At 52.9% G+C, this 19,661-nt stretch carries 17 protein-coding genes and 2 pseudogenes; 16 read left to right on the top strand and 3 right to left on the bottom strand.

The window, feature by feature from the left end:
- Positions 1-21 precede the first annotated feature (21 nt).
- The 9 genes and pseudogenes from ahlS (at position 22) to GT3570_RS08865 (ending at position 10,750) form a co-directional block, all read left to right on the top strand.
- Complete coding sequence (gene ahlS, locus GT3570_RS08905) at positions 22-870, top strand: AhlS family quorum-quenching N-acyl homoserine lactonase (protein WP_033025506.1); 849 nt, start codon at positions 22-24, stop codon at positions 868-870.
- Between the two features lie 18 nt (positions 871-888).
- Positions 889-2,076, top strand: a complete 1,188-nt coding sequence (locus tag GT3570_RS08900; protein WP_062898647.1) for an iron-containing alcohol dehydrogenase — start codon at positions 889-891, stop codon at positions 2,074-2,076.
- A gap of 221 nt (positions 2,077-2,297) precedes the next feature.
- Positions 2,298-2,699, top strand: a complete 402-nt coding sequence (locus GT3570_RS08895; protein WP_025950748.1) for an acyl-CoA thioesterase — start codon at positions 2,298-2,300, stop codon at positions 2,697-2,699.
- 18 nt (positions 2,700-2,717) lie between these two features.
- The gene (locus tag GT3570_RS08890) at positions 2,718-3,122 is read left to right on the top strand and encodes a DnaA N-terminal domain-containing protein (protein ID WP_062898646.1); all 405 of its coding nucleotides are present in this window, start codon (positions 2,718-2,720) and stop codon (positions 3,120-3,122) included.
- 336 nt (positions 3,123-3,458) lie between these two features.
- A complete protein-coding gene (gene nirB, locus GT3570_RS08885; protein WP_062898645.1) occupies positions 3,459-5,885 on the top strand; it encodes a nitrite reductase large subunit NirB in 2,427 nt (808 codons plus the stop codon).
- A 221-nt stretch (positions 5,886-6,106) separates the two neighbouring features.
- On the top strand, positions 6,107-6,409 hold the full coding sequence (gene nirD, locus GT3570_RS08880) for a nitrite reductase small subunit NirD (RefSeq protein WP_033008815.1): 303 nt from the start codon (positions 6,107-6,109) through the stop codon (positions 6,407-6,409).
- 11 nt (positions 6,410-6,420) lie between these two features.
- Entirely contained in the window at positions 6,421-8,568 is a 2,148-nt protein-coding gene (gene nasC, locus GT3570_RS08875; RefSeq protein ID WP_062898644.1) for an assimilatory nitrate reductase catalytic subunit NasC, read from the top strand.
- 199 nt (positions 8,569-8,767) lie between these two features.
- Positions 8,768-9,970 (top strand): nitrate/nitrite transporter, encoded by a 1,203-nt coding sequence (locus GT3570_RS08870; RefSeq protein ID WP_062898643.1) that lies wholly within the window; start codon positions 8,768-8,770, stop codon positions 9,968-9,970.
- 273 nt (positions 9,971-10,243) lie between these two features.
- Positions 10,244-10,750, top strand: a pseudogene (locus tag GT3570_RS08865) (MarR family winged helix-turn-helix transcriptional regulator).
- Between the two features lie 81 nt (positions 10,751-10,831).
- Here GT3570_RS08865 and GT3570_RS18730 read toward each other — a convergent pair.
- On the bottom strand, positions 10,832-10,969 hold the full coding sequence (locus tag GT3570_RS18730; protein WP_015374950.1) for a hypothetical protein: 138 nt from the start codon (positions 10,967-10,969) through the stop codon (positions 10,832-10,834).
- On the bottom strand, positions 10,929-11,144 hold the full coding sequence (locus GT3570_RS08860) for a Fur-regulated basic protein FbpA (protein WP_062898642.1): 216 nt from the start codon (positions 11,142-11,144) through the stop codon (positions 10,929-10,931). Before GT3570_RS08860 ends, GT3570_RS18730 begins: the two co-directional genes overlap by 41 nt.
- A 180-nt stretch (positions 11,145-11,324) precedes the next feature.
- Here GT3570_RS08860 and GT3570_RS08855 point away from each other — a divergent pair, with 180 nt between their 5' ends.
- The 5 genes from GT3570_RS08855 to GT3570_RS08835 all read left to right on the top strand — a co-directional run bounded on the left by GT3570_RS08855 (position 11,325) and on the right by GT3570_RS08835 (position 16,108).
- The gene (locus GT3570_RS08855; protein ID WP_011231350.1) at positions 11,325-11,630 is read left to right on the top strand and encodes a MerR family transcriptional regulator; all 306 of its coding nucleotides are present in this window, start codon (positions 11,325-11,327) and stop codon (positions 11,628-11,630) included.
- A gap of 323 nt (positions 11,631-11,953) precedes the next feature.
- Positions 11,954-12,529 carry a YkoP family protein gene (locus tag GT3570_RS08850; RefSeq protein WP_020279320.1) on the top strand — a complete coding sequence of 192 codons (576 nt, stop codon included), beginning with the start codon at positions 11,954-11,956 and terminating at the stop codon, positions 12,527-12,529.
- A 60-nt stretch (positions 12,530-12,589) separates the two neighbouring features.
- The gene (locus GT3570_RS08845; protein WP_014195957.1) at positions 12,590-13,438 is read left to right on the top strand and encodes a metallophosphoesterase; all 849 of its coding nucleotides are present in this window, start codon (positions 12,590-12,592) and stop codon (positions 13,436-13,438) included.
- Between the two features lie 174 nt (positions 13,439-13,612).
- The gene (locus GT3570_RS08840; RefSeq protein WP_021321477.1) at positions 13,613-15,118 is read left to right on the top strand and encodes a Na+/H+ antiporter NhaC family protein; all 1,506 of its coding nucleotides are present in this window, start codon (positions 13,613-13,615) and stop codon (positions 15,116-15,118) included.
- Between the two features lie 63 nt (positions 15,119-15,181).
- Positions 15,182-16,108, top strand: coding sequence for an endonuclease I family protein (locus GT3570_RS08835; RefSeq protein WP_020279324.1), 927 nt, complete (start codon positions 15,182-15,184; stop codon positions 16,106-16,108).
- A gap of 138 nt (positions 16,109-16,246) precedes the next feature.
- Here the strand turns inward: GT3570_RS08835 and GT3570_RS08830 are convergent, their stop codons facing one another.
- A complete protein-coding gene (locus GT3570_RS08830) occupies positions 16,247-17,203 on the bottom strand; it encodes a bile acid:sodium symporter family protein (RefSeq protein WP_020279325.1) in 957 nt (318 codons plus the stop codon).
- 226 nt (positions 17,204-17,429) lie between these two features.
- Between GT3570_RS08830 and GT3570_RS08825 the strand changes: the two genes are divergently transcribed.
- Together GT3570_RS08825 and feoB are read left to right on the top strand one after the other, a co-directional pair.
- Positions 17,430-17,651: a FeoA family protein gene (locus tag GT3570_RS08825; RefSeq protein WP_021321479.1), complete on the top strand. Its 222-nt coding sequence runs from the start codon at positions 17,430-17,432 to the stop codon at positions 17,649-17,651.
- Between the two features lie 2 nt (positions 17,652-17,653).
- A pseudogene (gene feoB, locus GT3570_RS08820) lies at positions 17,654-19,647 on the top strand (ferrous iron transport protein B).
- Positions 19,648-19,661: the final 14 nt, after the last annotated feature.

Here is a 19,661-nt window from a genome sequence, read left to right as displayed (position 1 = left end):
ATGATAGAGGAGGAAAAGATGATGACAAACATAGTTAAACCTCGCCCAAAGTTGTATGTCATGGATAATGGACGAATGAGGATGGACAAGAACTGGATGATTGCGATGCACAATCCGGCGACGATTCACAATCCGAATGCACAGACGGAGTTTGTGGAGTTTCCTATTTATACGGTTCTTATTGATCATCCGGAAGGAAAAATTTTGTTCGATACAGCCTGTAACCCGAATTCTATGGGTCCTCAAGGTAGATGGGCGGAAGCGACCCAGCAAATGTTCCCATGGAATGCCAGTGAAGAATGTTATTTGCACAATCGGTTAGAACAGTTAAGAGTCCGTCCAGAGGATATTCGTTATGTTGTTGCTTCTCATTTGCATTTAGACCATGCTGGATGTTTGGAAATGTTTACGAATGCGACGATTGTTGTCCATGAAGACGAGTTTAACGGTGCATTGCAATGTTATGCGAGAAACCAAAAAGAAGGAGCTTATATTTGGGCTGATATCGATGCATGGATTAAAAACAACTTGCAGTGGCGGACAGTAAAACGGCATGAGGATCAGATTTTGCTGGCAGAAGGGGTAAGAGTGTTAAACTTTGGAAGTGGTCATGCTTGGGGAATGTTGGGCCTTCATGTTGAACTGGCGGAAACGGGGAAAATAATCCTTGCCTCCGACGCGATTTACACAGCGGAAAATTATGGTCCTCCTGTTAAGCCGCCCGGTATTATTTACGATTCGCTCGGCTATGTGAATACCGTCGAACGAATTCGCCGCATTGCTCAAGAAACTAATTCTGAAATTTGGTTTGGTCATGATGCAGAACAATTTAGCCAATTTCGCAAATCCACAGAAGGATACTACGAATGAAAGAAAGGGGCAGTATTGATGACCGCATCCCGCATCGTCTTTCCGCCGCTCAGCTATGTCGGCTGGGGGGCGCTTGGCCAGTTAGTTCCAGAAGTAAAAAGGCTTGGGGCAAAACACGTGTTGGTGATCACCGATCCAGCGCTTGAAAAACTCGGTCTCGTCGAGCAAGTGGCATCTCCGCTCCGGCAAGCAGGGTGCAGCGTGCATGTATATACGGATGTTGTGCCGGAGCCGCCGCTTGAAACGGGGGAGAAGGCGGTGGCGTTTGTCCGCGACGGAGAGTTTGACCTTGTCATCGGCGTCGGCGGCGGCAGCGCGATGGATTTGGCGAAACTGGCCGCTGTTTTGGCCGTGCATGAAGGTTCGGTCGCCGATTATTTAAACTTGACGGGAACGAGAACACTTGAGAAAAAAGGATTGCCGAAAATATTGATTCCGACGACATCAGGCACCGGGTCGGAGGTGACGAACATCTCCGTATTGTCCTTAGAAACGACGAAAGACGTCGTGACGCATGACTATTTGTTGGCGGATGTGGCGATCGTCGACCCGCAACTCACTGTTTCTGTTCCGCCGCGGGTGACAGCGGCGACGGGCATTGATGCGCTTACCCATGCGGTTGAAGCGTACGTGTCGGTCAATGCGAGCCCGACATCGGATGGGTTGGCTATCGCCGCCATGCGCCTGATTTCTCGCTCATTGCGCAAAGCGGTGGAAAACGGAACGGACAAACAGGCGCGCACCGATATGGCGAACGGCAGCTACCTGGCTGGGTTGGCGTTTTTCAACGCCGGGGTGGCCGGCGTGCATGCGCTCGCTTATCCGCTTGGCGGACAGTTTCATATCGCCCATGGCGAATCAAATGCCGTGCTCTTGCCATATGTGATGGGCTACATTCGCCAAAGCTGCACGAAACGAATGGCTGATATCTTAAACGCCCTCGGCGGCAACTCGAGCTTTTTATCAGAGGAGGAGGCGTCGCACCGCTGCGTCGAGGAGCTCGAGCGCCTCGTCGCCGATGTCGGCATTCCGAAGACGCTCGGCGGTTTTGGCATTCCGGAAAGCGCGTTAGAAAGTCTGACGAAGGACGCCGTCCAGCAAAAACGGCTGCTCGCCCGCAGCCCGATGCCGCTTTCGGAAGACGACATCCGCACGATTTATCAAGCCGCGTTCGCCGGCACGATCGTCGAACCGAACAACGAATGAGGAGAAAAACAGGGGCTGCTTCAGGCTCCTGTTTTTTCTTTGGATGTTGGGAATTAGGATCCGGCTTCTCAGGTTGGATCCCCTTTCCGCTCAAGGGGCGACGTTTTTCACGTTTTCTTGATGGAGAAGCAGGAATTTCCACACGTTGGGGCGAACCCATATACATCAGCCGCCGAAATTCGACAAAAGACGATTCCAGTTCTTGTGGAGGAGGAGCGTTCATGTTTACGACTGTCATTACGCCGCGCGTGTCGGAAACCGACGGCGTCGGCCATATTAACAATACGACCGTGCCCGTTTGGTTTGAAGCGGGGCGGCATGAAATTTTTAAACTATTTACGCCTGACTTGTCATTCAAACGTTGGCGGATGGTGATCATCCGCATGGAGGTTGACTACGTCAACCAACTGTATTATGGGCAAGATGTGACCGTGTATACCGGCATTGAGCGCATCGGCAACACAAGCCTCACGATTTATGAAGAAATCCACCAAAACGGGGTGGTGTGCGCCAAAGGACGGGCGGTGTATGTCAATTTCAATTTTGACACCGGGCGGCCTGAACCGATTCCGGATGACATTCGGGCGAAATTGCGCGAACATGTATGGCAGCCAAGAGAGTAGATGAAAGGAGGTGACAGTGTGAAGGAGCATCATCTTTGGGAGCAAGTGGAAACGAAGCTTGCGCAAAAGCTGCCCGGCCCGTCGTTTGACACTTGGTTTGCTTCGACGTCCGCGACGGTGGATGAGGATTGGCTCATCATCGAATGCCTAAACGAGATTCAATGTGAATGGCTGCAAACAAGATATGGCGAACTCATCAGTGAAACCGTCCGCGAAGTGTTCGGCCGCGAGATGCGCATCTTCGTCTCTGTCCACGGCGAGCGGCAGAAAATCGAAGAACGGCTCGAACAGCGATACGGCGCTCCGATGACCTTCCGTCAATACATCACCCGCCTTGAGCGGCAGATGGAGGAGCTGGAGCGGCGCATTGACCACTACGCGCGCATCATCGATGAACTGTTGGAATCCCGTCCGATTCACTGATGATCCCCTTAACGAGCAAACCTCCAACAAGAAGCGGCCTCCGCTCCATCAAGCGGAAGGTCGCTTTTTTATGTTATAAAAAGTTACATATTTCCGACAAATACGTATATTAATCTGATTTTTTATATGATTATTATGTTTTTTTGTTAAAATTGCGTTATATAATCTAACATAAAAAATGCATGCTTCATGTTTGACGTGATATGATGGGCACAGCCAAGGCAAAGGGGGAATGTGAGGGTGATGAAAACAAGAACGGTCGGATTATGGGAGATGCTGGTAATGACGATCCGGCTTTGGCTGCATCGATGACAAGAAGTATGGAGGGATGACGATATGAAACGAAAACTCGTGTTAATCGGCAACGGCATGGCGGGGGTTCGCTGCATCGAGGAGATTTTAAAACTTGACCGCGAGGCGTTTGAGATCACGATTTTTGGCAGCGAACCGCATCCGAATTATAACCGCATTTTGTTGTCGAAGGTGCTGCAAGGAGATACGCGCCTTGATGACATTACGTTGAACAGTTGGGAATGGTACGAACGAAACGGCATTCGGCTGTTTGCCGGCGAAACGGTGACGGAAGTCGACATCAAGCGGCGGCTTGTTCGGACCGACCGTGGGCGGGTAGTCGAATACGATGAATTGATTTTCGCGACAGGGTCGAATCCGTTTATCTTGCCGGTGCCGGGGGCGGATTTGCCCGGGGTGACGGCGTTTCGCGATATCCAAGATTGCGAGCGGATGATCGAATATGCGAAGACGTACAAAAAAGCGGCGGTCATTGGCGGCGGCTTGCTTGGCTTGGAGGCGGCGCGCGGCCTGCTTCACTTAGGAATGGATGTCGATGTCATCCATATTTTCGACTATTTGATGGAACGCCAGCTTGATCCGACCGCTTCCAAGCTGCTGCAGCGGGAGCTGGAGAAACAAGGGATGAACGTTTTGCTTCGCAAGGAGACGGCCGAATTGTTCGGCAACGGCCGTGTGGAAGGAGTGCGATTTAAGGACGGTACGTCCATTGCCGCCGACTTGGTGGTGATGGCGGTCGGTATTCGTCCGAATGTTGATTTAGCGCGGAGAAGCGGCATTGAAGTGAATCGAGGGATCGTTGTCAATGACTACTTGGAAACGAGTGTGCCGCACATTTACGCGGTCGGTGAATGCGCGGAACATCGCGGTGTTGTGTATGGACTCGTCGCTCCGCTTTATGAACAGGGGAAAGTGCTGGCAGAGGCGATTTGCGGCCGAAAAGGAAAGCCGTATGAAGGATCTGTCGTTGCGACTCAGCTGAAAGTGTCCGGTGTCGACGTGTTCTCGGCTGGTGAATTTATGGATGGCGAAGGGACGGAGTCGATCAAACTGTATGACGAAGCGCGCTCGGTGTACAAGAAAGTCGTCGTTCGCCAAGGGAAAATCGTTGGGGCGGTGCTGTTTGGCGATACGAGCGAAGGTCGAAAGCTGTTCGATATGATCCAGCGCGGCGATTCGGTTGAGGCGCTCTCGCTGTCGCTGTTTGCCCCAGCCGCTTTAGGCGGGAAGGGAAGCCTTGCGGCGGCGATGGCCGACACCGATGTTGTTTGCGGCTGCAACGGGGTGACAAAAGGCGCGATTTGTCAGGCGATTGCCGAACACGGGCTTAAGACGGTCGCCGAGGTGCGCGACTATACGAACGCGTCCCGCTCATGCGGCGGGTGTAAAGGGCTTGTCGCCGAGCTGCTTGAGCATATGCTCGGTGAAGAAGCGAATCGGTATACGGTGAAAGAAACGATCTGCGGCTGCACGGACCTAAGCCGTGAGGAAGTGCTCGAGGCCATCGAACAAAGACGGTTGATGACGGTCAAAGAAGTCATGAGCGTATTGGGATGGAAAAACGAGGAAGGCTGTTCCAAATGCCGTCCGGCGCTCAATTATTACCTGGGCATGCTTTATCCGGGTGAGTACGATGAAGAAGCGGAATCTTTGTTTGTCAATGAACGGCTGCACGCCAACATCCAGGCCGATGGCACGTACTCCGTTGTGCCGCGCATATACGGCGGGGTGACCACAGCCGAGCAGCTGCGGAACATCGCCGATGTCGCGGAAAAATACAACGTGCCGATGATTAAGATCACAGGCGGGCAGCGCATCGACTTGCTTGGGGTGAAAAAAGAAGATTTGCCGCGCATTTGGGCCGATCTCGGCATGCCGTCAGGCTACGCCTACGCCAAGGCGCTGCGGACGGTGAAAACGTGCGTCGGCAAGCAGTTTTGCCGCTTTGGCACGCAAGATTCAACCGGGCTTGGCATTCGGATGGAACAAACATTTGAGCGGCTGAAAACGCCGCATAAAGTGAAAATGGCCGTCTCCGCCTGCCCGCGCAACTGCGCGGAATCGGGCATTAAAGATGTCGGCATCGTCGGCGTCGAGGGCGGATGGGAGATTTATGTCGGCGGCAACGGCGGCACCCATTTGCGTGCAGCTGACTTGCTTTGCACGGTCAAGACGGAAGACGAGGTGATCGAGATGACCGGCGCTTTTTTGCAATATTACCGCGAGTCCGCGCATTATTTGGAACGGACGTCCAAATGGGTCGAGCGCGTTGGGCTTGAGCATATCCGCGAAGTGTTGTTCGATGTGGAAACGCGCCGCGCGCTGCTTGAGCGGCTTCACAAAGCTCTTTCGGCGACAACAGATCCGTGGCGGGACATTGTCGAAAACGAGAGACTGCAGCAACTGTTGTTCCGCGATATCGGCGACAAAGAGCCGGTGTCGGTGGAATGAAGGGGGATGGCGGCGGGCGGAAAAAGTCGATGTTCCGCCGCCTGGATTGATCATGGGTTAGGATCAATGCTGGAACGAAGAGAGGGAAATGATGGCCATCGTCCAGCCGGAAACGAGGTTTTCGTTTGCGGAGAGCCGATTTTACGTTGTTGTTCATGAAAGTTTGTAAAGGAATGGTCAAACAGGATCAGACATCGATGCAGGAGGAGGACGAAGAGAGGATGAAGGTGGAAGTGGGAACATTGGAACAGCTGCCGAAGCGGCTCGGAAAATGCGTGCGGGTTGGGAATCGTGAGCTGGCGTTGTTCCGGACGGGTGACGATCAAGTATTTGCCGTTGAAAACCGCTGTCCGCATCGAGGAGGCGATTTGTCACAAGGTATTGTGAGCGGCGAGTTTGTGTTTTGTCCGCTCCATGATTGGAAAATTTGCCTGAAAGACGGCCGGGTGCAGGCGCCGGATGAAGGGTGTGTCAAAACGTACCGCGCGGCGGTGAAAGACGGCTTGGTATATGTCGAGCTGTAGGAAGCGGGGGAATGGCGATGACGAACGAATTGCTGCGCTACTTTCGCGCCAAGGAAAAAGAACGGGCGTCAGAAACGGCGGCCGCGACGCAATGTCCGTTTTGCAGCGTCCAGTGCACGCTTCAGCTGGTGGAGGAGCGGATTGTAGAGCGGCGCCGCTACAAGGCGGTCCCGACTGACAACCCGACGTCCAACGGCCGCCTTTGTTTAAAGGGGATGAACGCCCACCAGCACGCTTTGCATCCCGAGCGGCTGTTGGTTCCGCTTGCGAAAGTGGACGGCCGGTTTGTGCGGGTCCGTTGGGAGGAGGCGCTTTCGCTGATCGCGGAACGAATCATCTCCATTCAGAAGGAAGATGGAGTTGATGCGTTTGCTGTTTACGGCGGCGGATCCTTGACGAACGAGGAGGCGTATTTGCTCGGGAAATTTGCCCGCGTGGCGCTCAAGACGCGGCACATCGACTACAACGGCCGTTTTTGCATGTCGGCGGCCGCGGCCGCGATGAACGACGCGTTTGGTCTTGACCGCGGGTTGACGAATCCGCTCTCCGACATTCCACTCGCCCAGACGATCATTTTGGCTGGGACCAATGTCGCCGAATGCCAGCCGACGTTGATGCCGTATTTTTATGAAGCGAAGAAGAACGGCGCTTTTATCATCGTGGTGGATCCGCGGGAAACGAAAACGGCGGCGTTGGCGGATCTGCACCTGCCGCTCAAGCCCGGAACGGATGCGGCGCTGGCCGTCGGCATCGGGAAAGTGCTGCTTGACGAAGGATATATCGATGAAGCGTTTGTGCGCGAGCGGACGGTTGGGTTTGCCGAATGGAAACAGCACATAGAAGCAGTGGAGATGGATGAGATCGTCCGGCTGACTGACGTGCCGGAAGAGAAGATTCGCTTGGCGGCGCGAAAGTACGGGGAGGCGGCCGATGCGATCGTGCTCACGGCGCGCGGCTTGGAGCAGCAGACGGACGGCTATGCGGCGGTCAGACAGTGGATCAACGTCGTGCTGGCAACCGGAAACATCGGCCGTCCTGGCTCTGGGTTTGGCTCGATCACCGGACAAGGGAACGGGCAGGGCGGGCGCGAGCATGGACAAAAAGCCGATCAGCTGCCGGGCTACCGAAGCATTGAGCATCCGCAACACCGGCGGTATATCGCAAGCGTATGGGGCGTTGCGCCGGATGAGCTGCCGCGAAAGGGGGTGTCAGCGTATGAAATGATGCAAAAGATCGATGCGGGCGAGATCACCGGGCTGTTGGTCATGGGGTCGAACCCCGTCGTCTCGAGCCCGAATGCGGCGTTTGTGGCCAAAGCGATGCAAAAACTGAAGTTTCTTGTCGTTGCGGATATGTTTTTGTCCGAAACAGCCGAGCTGGCCGATCTCGTGCTGCCTGTTTCGTCGTATTTGGAAGACGAAGGCACGGTGACGAACGTCGAAGGGCGGGTGTGCTTTCGGCCGGCGGCTCGGAAGCGTCCTGGGGAGGTGAAACATGATTGGGAAATTTTATGCGCGATTGCGCACAAGCTTGGCAAGGGCCGCTTCTTCCCGTTCACGTCAGCCGAAGAGATTTTCAATGAACTGCGGTTGGCGAGCCGCGGCGGCAAAGCGGATTATTACGGTGTGACGTATGAGCGGCTTCGGCGCGAACGTGTCTACTGGCCTTGCCCCGATGCGCATCATCCTGGGACTCCTCGGTTGTTTACGGAACGGTTTGCTCATCCGGACGGCAAGGCTCGGTTTGCGGTTTTGCCGTTTCGGCCGGAGAAAGAGGAGACGGATGAATGGTATCCGCTTTATTTAACGACCGGACGGGTGCTTGCCCATTATTTAAGTGGAACGCAAACGCGGCGGAGCCCGGCGCTTTCGGCGCGGCAGCCGGAGGCGGTCGTGGAAATCCACCCGAGGACGGCCAAACGATACGGGATCGGCCCAGGGATGCTTGTGCGCATTGAAACGCGGCGCGGTGCGGCGGTCGTCCGCAGCCGTTACAATGATCAAATTCGCGAGGATACCATTTTTGTCCCATTCCACTGGAGCGGCCTGCAGCAAATCAACAACGTTACGTCCGATGAGCTCGATCCGCATTGCCGGATGCCGGCGTTTAAGCGGTGCGCAGCTCGGGTGCGGCCAGTGGTCGATTTAGGGAGAAATTGACTTGTGTGGTTCATTTCGCCGGAAAAAGCGCTCTCTTTTCCGTCCGCGGCGGGGAATCATCCCCAGCGGGGCGCGCGGACCGAGACGCGCCATAAGAAAAAAAACTTCCCAGCAATACGGCGGGAAGTAGGTGGAGAAATCGCTTTCATTTCCATTTTAACATAACAAACACTCTGTGCCAAGGGGGAGTCGGGGGAAGATGGCGAGGAAATCGTTTTGGCGCGTCGGGCATGCGCCGACGCTTTTATCGTCGTTTTTGTATTTTGATATCAGCTTTATGATTTGGAACTTGCTTGGCGCGCTTGGTGTATTTGTCGCTGAGTCGTTTGCGCTCACGCCGGCGGAAAAAGGGATGATGGTCGCCATTCCCGTGTTGGGCGGGGCGCTGCTTCGCATTCCGATGGGGATGCTCGCCGACCGCTGGGGCGGGAAGCGGGCTGGTCTGCTTGGCATGGCGGTGACAGCTGTGCCGCTTGTGTGGGGGTGGCAGTTCGCTGACCGGATGTCGGATGTGTATGCGCTCGGATTTTTATTAGGGGTGGGCGGAGCCAGCTTTGCCGTTGCGTTGCCGCTTGCGAGCCGCTGGTATCCGAAAGAATATCAAGGGCTGGCCATGGGGATCGCTGGGGCCGGAAACAGCGGGACGGTGCTGGCAACGCTGTTTGGCCCGCGGCTGGCGGAGGCGTATGGGTGGAACGCGGTGTTCGGATTGGCGCTCGTCCCGCTAGTTGTTGTCTTTTTTCTATTCGCTTGGCTGGCGCGTGAATGTCCAACAGCGGTGAAACCCGTTTCGTTGCGTGAATACGGAGCCGTTCTCCGTCGAAAAGAAGCATGGCTGTTTTGTTTCTTCTACAGCTTGTCATTCGGCGGATTTGTCGGGCTGACGGGATACTTAGGCATTTTCTTCTTTGATGAATACGGCGTCAGTAAAGTCACGGCCGGCGATTTCGTCACCGCCGTCGTGTTTGCGGGCAGTTTCATCCGCCCGATTGGCGGTTATCTCGCTGACCGGATCGGCGGAATGCGGCTTCTTTCCTTGTTGTTTGCCGTTGGTGCGGTTTTGCTTGCGTTCATCGGCGCATTGCCGCCCCTTCTCATCGTGTTCGGATTGATGGTCGTTCTTTTTCTTTGCTTTGGTGCGGCAAACGGTGCTTTGTTCCAAGTCGTTCCAACCTGGTTTCCGAAAGAAGTCGGTTTGTTGACGGGCATCATCGGCGCCGCTGGCGGACTGGGAGGGTTTTTGCTGCCGAACGTGCTCGGGGTGATGAAGCAGTGGACCGGCTCTTCGGCGTATGGGTTTTGGATGCTTGCTTTCGTTTTCGCGATCGCGGTGATGGCTGCTCGTCGCCTTCAAGGGACGACGGTTGTGATCGAATCGTTCTCTCAAAAAGCAGCAGAATGAATGGTGTAACCCAAAGAGACGCTGCAAACTTTCAAAGGAAATCGTTTGATTGAACGAAAAAACTGGTGGAAAACAGTCCTTTCTTTAGGTTGACAAAGAGGGGGCGGTTTTGCGACGTCCATCCTTATCACTGATTTCGGAAGGCTCTCGCCTCTGTAAGGAAACAGGCGGAGCCTTCTTCATCATCTTCCTTCAGAAAACCTTCAACGGGTTTCAGGCGAAGAGAGAGATCGATATAATAGGGAGGAGGAAGGTGTCCAACCTTGAAAAGAAATGGAGGAAGAAATCGTGTCAAACGATCATGCGCTGCGTTTAGACCATCAGCTTTGTTTTGCCATTTATGCTTGTTCTCGTGAGTTGACGAAGTTATATCGTCCTTTTCTTGAAGAAATAGGGATTACATATCCGCAATATCTCGTTTTGCTCGTGTTGTGGGAGCAAGGGGAGACGACAATGAAAGAGCTTGGAAAACGATTGTATTTGGATTCCGGCACACTGACGCCAATGTTGAAAAGAATGGAGGAGAATGGCCTCGTTCAACGGTTGAGATCGCCAGAAGACGAACGGGTTGTGCGCATTGTTTTAACAGAACAGGGCGAGAAAATCAAATAAAAGGCACAATGCATACCAGAAGAAATTGTCAAACGAGTAGGGCTTTCCAATCAAGAGTGGAGCGAATTGTTGATGTTGCTGCGGTCGTTGCTTGGGCGGCTGAATGATGAACAACATTCTTCTTGGTCAAATGTGCCCGTACTCCAAAGCTGTCCGCGGCAATATTGATGTAACCCTGTCTATTGAAGAATGATGATGAGAAAAGGTGCCCGTGAAGAAATTCAGGGCACTTTCTCATTTGCGATCGTTTTACAATCGATTTTGCAAAAATCGAAGCAGCTCATCTGCTTGATTGCCGATGAGGGCGATCAGCTGTTCAAACATCGCATCGCGCTCCAGATCGAGCTCAATGATGCGCTTGGCCAGTTCGAGGGCTTGTTTGTCCATGGCGGCGTCCTCCTTCGATCGTGTGGGCGGGGTGGAATCGTTCATATTCGCGGCGCAGTTCGGCCATTGTCCATTCTTCAAGCCGCTCGCGGTCGGCGGCTAAGCCGAACTGCATCAGTCGTTCGATGTAAAACTGCTTTTTCTTCCGCACGGCGCTTCTCATCCATGTCCCCATTCGATTCCCTCCCTGTTTTTACCTTTACCATATCATCTTTTTCTTCAGCATACAGCAAATGTGTTAAGCACATTTACAGGAAATTTAAAAAATATGTTAATTTTATTTACAAAAGTTAGCGAGCTAACATCATTTTTTGTATAATTACGTTAGAAAATATAACGTATTGAGGTGAGGAGTATGACAGCTCATCCGCAAGAAGATCACTACAAATACAAAAAAGTCATTTCGATCGGGGTTGTCAGCGAACTGACCGGGCTGTCGCAGCGGCAAATTCGTTATTATGAGGAACGGAAATTGGTGTTCCCTGACCGTTCGAAAGGCATCCGCAAATATTCGTTCGCCGATGTGGAGCAGTTGATGAAAATTGCCAATCAGCGCGAGGAAGGGGTGTCGACGTGGGAAATCCGCCAGGAGATGACGAAAGAGCTGCGCGAGCGGATGTTGAAAGGGCAAATGAATGCGCATTTTCGGCGGCGTTCCTAGGGGCGCGGGCAGATTCGAATTTTGGATGCATCCCCTGCTTGGAAGCAAAGCATGCAGAAAACCGCCTGGCCGTGTGCCAACAGGATGTAAACACAGCGGCGTTTGTCCAATCATAAGAGCATAGTTGTTTGGCGCGCACAGAGATTCGTGCGCGCTTTTTTTGATAAAGCCTCGAGCAGGGGACGAAATGGAACTGGACCTCAGTACGCGCGTCTCCCGACTGGTTATGCAGCGATTTTTTCTCCTTTTTTCTCCATTTATAATGGCGCTCGATCGATTCCATAATGTAAATGGATAGAACGAGCAGGGGAAGGATGCCGCCAATGAGAAGCAAAGCGACGCAGTGGCTGTTGTCTGTATGGGGACTGATGGATCCGCTCTATTATGCATGTTCCCGCCTCGAATATGTTGGTGGGAAAGAGAACGGCTGTCGTTCCATTTTCCGCGTCCGTTTGCTTCGATACAAGGGTGAAACCATTCACCTTTCGGACGGAACGACGATCGCGGCCAATGACTGGCTGTTGAAAATTCACCTTCATAATGTTCGTCTGCTTCGCGAACTGATGCAGTATCGAAGCGATATTCAAAAAGGACGTTATATTTTCGAACAAGTGAAAGCCGGTTTGCCGTATGTTGCCCATCATCTTTACCATCACAAACAGTCCTCCCGCATAAAAGGGATCATCGGCGTGACGATGTTAAATAAAGGTTGTGAGAGACTCGGATTTGATGCCATTGACATTGGCAATTCATTTTATCGTTGGTTTAAAATGGCATCCCATTGGCCGATGATGACAGTGGCCCAACACCGTCTCATGCCGCTTGTCCGCCCGCCGAAATATTTGGTGATGTCAAAGGAAAAATTGTTTTCGTTGTACGGCTGCCATCTCATCCACTAACTCCCTCTTTCTTCTCTCCTCCGTTTCACTATAATGGGTATCGAGGGAGGAGAGAAGACGATGACATTCTTTTTTGTTTTTCTTGCAATCTTGTTATTGCTTGCTTTGGCCATTCGCAAAGCCCACCGCAACACGTATGAAGCGGTTTTGCATAAAGTCCAAGTCGGCCGTTCAGAGGATGGAGACGGAGCCCTTCGGATTTTGCAGCTATCGGATTTGCATCTTGAAAAACTGTCGATCACCCCGGACGATTTATACGAAAAGCTGAAAGAGGAAGCGATCGATTTGATCGCGTTGACGGGCGACTTTTTGGACCGTGAGGAAAGCATCGCCAAGCTCAGTCCGTATTTGGCCGCGCTGAATGCATTGAAACCGACGTACGGCATGTATGCGGTGTTTGGCAACCACGATTACGTGCTTCAAGGCGAACCGTTTGCGCGCTTGAAAGCGACGCTTGAGGCGCACGGCTGCGTCGTCTTGCAAAACGAGACGAAAACGATCACCGTCAACGGTCAAACCGTCAATATCATCGGCATCGATGACTTTTACACGGGGCGCAGCGACATCAAAAAGGCATACGCCGGCGTGAAAGACGGCATCAACCTCGTGTTGACGCACGATCCGGACATCGTGCCGCATATGAAAGACTATCATTTTGACTACTTGTTGTCCGGCCATTTCCACGGCGGGCAAATTCATTGGCCAAAGCCGTACCATTTGGCGAAAATGAGCAAAACGCTCACCGAGCGGAACATGATCAAAGGTTATCATGAATGGGAGGGGAAACCGTTTTATATCAACGAAGGGCTTGGGCAAACCGGGGTGAACATTCGAATCGGCTCGAAGCCGGAAGTGACGCTCCACTTGTTGGCGCTGCCGTCCCGAAGAGAAGCAGTGAAAGCTGTCTAATTGGCAGCTTTTTATTTTTTTATTAGGCAGGAAAGCGGTTTCGCTTGCGCGTGCCACCATGCGGCGCGCTTTTTGTGTGGACTCGTCTCCCTGTTGTTGGGGGAAAATCAATGACCGTTTGCATAGACAAGGGAAACAATCGCCATACTTTTTAAAGAAAGGAGTGAATGGCCAATGGAACCGTCGTGGAAAGCTCTCTTGCCATTTTTAGTTGTCATCCCGATTTCAATTTGGACGAAGCAAGTGATCCCTGGACTGTTTGTCGGGCTGTTGGTCGGCAGCTATTTCATGACGCCGTCGTTGCTTGGCGGGCTGCGGACGATGCTTCATTACGTCGTCGATAACTTGATGCAGACGAACAACATTCGCATTATCATTTTCTTGTATGTGTTCGCCGGTCTTGTCAGCATGATCAAATATACCGGGGGAATCAAAGGGTTCGTCCATCTCGTCAGCAAAAAAGTGAAATCGGCCAAAACCGCCATGCTGCTGACGTGGATTTCGACGATGGTGACGTTTAGCGACCCCGATTTTCGCATCGTCACCGTCGCGCCGATCATGAAGGCGCTGCGCAAACGGCTTGGGCTGTCGTCCCAGCAAATCGGCTTTGCCATTGAGGTGACATCCAACCCGGTTGTAGCGCTCATCCCAATTGCCACCGCGTTTGTCGGCTATATGGTGTCGGTCATCGATAAGGCGCTTGATACGGCTGGCATCGGAGCGGAGCCGTACATCGTGTACGTCCGAAGCATTCCGTTTAACTTTTTCTCGTATGCCATTATTGCGGTTGGGCTCTACTACAGTTTTTTTGTCTATTCGCGCAAAAAACAAGCGGCAGTAAGCGAAAAGCGGAAAGAGGCGCCGATTCGAAGCTGGAACGAGCGGTTGGCGCTCGAAATGGCGGAAGAACAGCGGCCGGCTGACAATGAGCCCAATGAAGCGCAAGGGGAAGAAGGAGACGCGATGCAGACATGCCCGCGCGCTTACCAAAAAGAAACGCCGGTCAAGCCGTGGAATTTGATCGTTCCGCTTTCGATCGTGCTTGTCTTGACGTTGTTTTTAAGTTGGTGGGACGGCCGCCGGGGGGCAAGAACGTTTTGGCAGGCGTTTTTGCAAAGCGATGCGCTCGGTGCGATGTTGGAGGCGCTGTTGTTTACCGTGATCATTACAGTGGCCTTTTTCCTTTGGCAAAAGTTTAAGCTGAACGATTTATTGACTCATTTTGTTAAAGGCGGCAATGAGCTGATTTCCGTCATTTTAATGCTGGCGCTCATTTGGGCGCTGTCGGCTGTGGCGGAGGATTTAGGGTTTTCGCAATACATTACGGGCCATGTCAAAGAATGGATTCCGCCGTTTTTCGTCGCTCCGATTTTGTTTTTGCTTGGCGCCGTCATTTCCTATTTCATCGGCTCGTCATGGGGGACGTGGGGGATGTTGATGCCGCTTGGTGTAACGCTCGCGAGCCAGTCAGGAGCGAATATTTTGCCGGTCATCGGCGCTGTGTTTGCAAGCGGCACATTCGGGGCGTTCGCGTCGCCGCTCAGCGACAATACAGTGACGCTTTGCACCATTTTGGATTTGCCGGTGATGGAATACGCGCGCACGAAGTTGATCCCATCGTTGATCGCCGCCGGCATCGCCGCCGTTTTGTTCGGCGCGACATCGTTTCTTTTGCATTAACGCTGTTGTCGCCCTCTTTCGCCTTCCATGATACACTAAAAGAAAAAAGAAAGGGGAGCGCCGATGGGAGAGGCGGAACGGCGGCTTGAGGAGCTTGGCCAATGGCAAACGGAAGATGTTGCCGCCCAGCTGGAGCAGTTGAACGAGCGGCTCGCGGTGGAGGACGCGTATTATCGTGCGGATGAAGACCAACGGGCGCGCGAACGGTATTACCGCCATCTGCCGCTTGAAGGGGACGGATTGGTGTTGTTTGTCCGCTATCACGAACTGGTGGCGCGCACCCATAAGCGACGGCTGCCGTATTTTTTCAGCAAGGACGAATATTTGTACACATGGGTCGACTTGCAGCCGGACGGAACGGTGCGAAGCTTGTACTCCGGCGAGCGAAAAGACCCGAAGATGTTGATCGTCCAAGATGTCCAAACGATGAAACGGCGCTACGATGAATTTCGACAATTATTGAAAAAAATGAAGCATGGGCTCGGCGATGTGCACGAGCGGGTGAAAACGATCGAGCAGCAATGGAAATTCAATGCCGAACATGTCGTGCCGCAGTCTTGGTTTGGCGCCCGCGAACCGATGAAAGGCGATTTGCATCATTTATTCGTTTGCCAGCCGGAGTGCAATACGATGCGGTCGAATTTTCCGTACGCGGATTTCCCGTTTTACAATCCGGAAGATCCCGACGAGCAAATCCAAAACCGTTGCGGAGTCGTTCATAATGGCTATTTCGAGCCGGAATACGGCAAAGGGACGGCGGCAAGGGCGATGTTGTACTTTCTGCTTCGCTACCCAAAGGCGATCGCAAAGTCGTTTCGGCGCAAAATCGATATTCCGCTCCTTGTCCGTTGGCACGAACAATTTCCACCGACGGTGTATGAACATCATCGCAACAGCGCGATTTTTTTCATCCAAGGCAACCGCAACCCGTTCATTGATTTTCCTGAACTGGCAGGGCGGATGGTGTTTCCGTTTGAAGGGGCACTGTGAAATGAGGTGAAAGGCGGGTGCCTGCCTTTTGTCCCGGGTGTCAAGGAATAAGAAAGATGAGCGGAAAAGCTGTCTCCGAAAAATGATCGTTCATTTCGGAAGACAGCTTTTTTGTTGCTAGGCAAAGCGTGAGAGGGGTTAAGCGGAAATCGTTTGTTCATCCGCCTGGCGATCTGCTTGTTTGCGGAAGTATGTTGCGACCATCGGACCGGAAATATTGTGCCAGACGCTGAAAATGGCGCTCGGAACAGCGGCGAGCGGCGAAAAATGGGCGGTCGCTAAGGCCGCACCAAGCCCGGAGTTTTGCATGCCAACTTCGATGGAAATCGCCTTTTGTTTTGGCGGTGACAGGCGAAACAGTTTGGCAAACCAATACCCAAGCAGCAAGCCCAATCCGTTATGAACAACGACAATAAGAAAAATAAGCAGTCCGCTTTTGGCAATGGCCGCCTGGTTTTGTCCGACGACGGCGGCGACAATGGCCACGATGGCGATGACCGAAACGAGCGGCAGCGCCGGGATGCACGCTTTGACTTGCTTTTGGAACAGAGCCTGGGCGATGAGTCCTAAAAGGATCGGAATCAGGACGACTTTGACGATCGACCAAAACAAAGCTGCGGCCGATACGGACAGCCATTTTCCCGCTAAAAGCAAGATGAGCGAAGGCGTCAAAATCGGCGCTAAAATCGTCGAAACAGACGTGACGGCGACCGACAGAGCCGTATCTCCTTTCGCCAAATACGTCATGACGTTGGACGCCGTTCCGCCCGGACAGCAGCCGACTAAAATAATGCCGAGCGCCACTTCGCGCGAAACCGGCAGAAAGTAAGCGAGCAAAAACGCGATAAGCGGCATGATCAGAAATTGGGCAACGACGCCGATCAACACATCAAGCGGACGTTTGAATACTTCTTTGAAATCATCTGCTGAAAGCGTCAATCCCATGCCAAACATCACGATGCCTAAAAGTGGCACAATATACGGGGCGATCCACGTAAACGCGCCGGGAGCGAAAAAAGCAAGCGCTCCGAACAAAAGCACCCAGATCGCAAACGTATTGCCGACAAAGTTGCTGATTCTTCCTAGTGTATTCACTGTACTCACTCCTTGAACAAAGATGGGAAAGATATACAAGAAATTATATATATTTTTTTGAAGAGTTCAACTAATATGAAGAATAATTTTGAAAAAATGTTGACAATATAGAATGATTGTGAAAAAAGTCACTTCCTTTTTCTTCGGTTATGCTATGATAGGAATTGAGAAAAAGAATCATTCTTGACACACATGAGAATAGACAGGGAAATAGGGGGAAAAGACGATGGTGCTGACCGATTTGCATAAAGGAGAAATGGCGGTCGTCGTCCGTTTGGCCGTTGAGCAGGAAGCACTGAAACAGCGCCTTCTTCATCTAGGGGTCAAAGAAGGGAAAACGGTGCGGTTGAAAGCTGCGATGCCGTTTGGCGGACCGGTGATGATCGAAGTTGATGGGCAGGCCATCGGCTTACGGCGCAAAGAGGCGTCATCCATTGAGGTGAAATAAATATGTCGTACGTAGCGCTGTTTGGCAATCCGAACACTGGAAAAACGTCATTGTTTAATTGTTTAACCGGCTCTTATGAATATGTTGGCAACTGGAGCGGGGTAACGGTTGAGAAGAAAGTAGGAGTGCTCCGCCAACACGGTGTGCCGGTCGTCGATTTGCCCGGCATTTACTCGCTCCAGCCGCTGTCCCGTGATGAAGGAGTGGCGACTGATTTCTTATTGACCGAGCCATGCTCGGCAATCGTCAATATCGTTGATGCGTCGCAACTCAAGCGCAACTTGCATTTGACGGTTCAGCTATTGGAATTTGGCCGCCCGCTCATCATCGCTTTGAATATGGTGGATGTCGCTGAAAAACGCGGCGTCAAAATCGATGCCGCCAAGCTGTCGCGCCATCTCGGCGTCCCAGTTGTTCCGGTCATCGCCCGGACGGGAAAGGGGACAAAGGAGTTATCCCGCACCATTTTGTCGGCAAAAGACGGACACCATTCCCGCATTTTTATTGATTACGGCGTTGAGGTGGAACGCGCGATCTGTCGCATTGCCGAGCAGCTGCCGGACGATGTGCCTGGAAACAAACGATGGGTGGCGTTGCAGTTTTTGGAGGGGAATGAGCGCATCGCCGCCTATTTGCGCGGGCGGTTGGATCTTTCTCCGCTTCTGGAAGCCCGCGCAGAGGCGGAACAGAAGCTCGGATCTTCGGTCGCCGAACAGATTTATGAGACGCGTGACCGCTGGATCGGTGAGGCGATCGCTGTTGCGGCGATCGCGCTTGAGAACAAACCGTTGACATGGACGGAAAAAATCGATGTGGTTGTGACAAACCGTTATGTCGGGCTGCCGATTTTTTTGGCGCTGATGTATCTCGTGTTTATGCTCACGTTTAACTGGCTTGGGACGCCGCTTGCCGATCAGCTTGACGCTTTCTTCTCAGGGCCGCTCACTGATTGGCTGTCCCGTCTTCTCGACTGGGCGGGGGCGTCGCCGTTTATCAAGGCACTCGTTTTGGACGGGATTGTCGCTGGGGTCGGCGGGGTTCTGGTGTTTGTTCCGCAAATTTTCATTTTGTTTTTTTCATCTCGCTTCTCGAAGACTCCGGGTACATGGCGCGCGTGGCGATGGTGATGGACCGGATGATGGAAGCGATCGGGTTAAACGGCAAGGCGTTTATCCCGATGATCATCGGCTTTGGCTGCAACGTTCCCGGGGTGATGGCGGCGCGCACGATCGAGCAGCCGAAAGAACGGCTGTTGACGATCTTGGCGCTGCCGTTCATGTCGTGTTCCGCCCGCTTGCCGGTGTACGCCTTGTTTGCCGGCACGTTTTTCGTCCGCGAGCAGGCGCTTGTCGTGTTTTCACTTTACGTGCTTGGCATTGCAGTGGCTTTGGGGCTTGCCAAGTTGTTCTCATCGACGCTCTTGAAAAACGAAAGTTCGCTGTTTGTCATTGAACTGCCGCCATACCGCGTGCCGCAGGCGCTCACGTTATGGCGGAGCACATGGGAGAAAGGGAAAGGGTTCGTTCGCAAAGCCGGCACGTTTATTTTTGGCGGTTCGGTCGCCATTTGGCTGTTGACGTATATCGGGCCGCATGGGGTCGGCGTTGCCATGGATGACAGTTTTCTCGCCGCCATCGGCGGCCTCATCGCTCCGTTGCTCGCCCCGCTTGGCTTTGGCGCCTGGCAGGCGGGCGCGGCTTTGATCACCGGCTTTTTGGCGAAAGAAGTTGTCGTGTCCACGATGAATATTATTTACCACGTTCATGAGACGAACGGGCTGAAGCAGGTGATCGCCTCCCATTTCACGCCGCTGTCGGCGTTCAGCTTTATGGTGTTCGTCCTGCTTTATACGCCGTGTCTAGCGACGGTGGCGGCGATTCGCAAAGAAACCGGGTCGCGGAAATGGACGCTGTTGTCAATCGGATGCGCGCTGACGGTTGCGTATGTCATTTCGTTTGCCGTCTATCAGTTTGGGCATATGCTTGGTTATTCATGAAAGGAGAGAGAATC

Source organism: Geobacillus thermoleovorans, assembly GCF_001610955.1.
In the GTDB taxonomy this organism is placed as follows: Bacteria; Bacillota; Bacilli; order Bacillales; family Anoxybacillaceae; genus Geobacillus; species Geobacillus thermoleovorans.
Note: the sequence above shows the minus strand (reverse complement) of the source record. Positions and strands in the feature narration are given on the sequence as shown.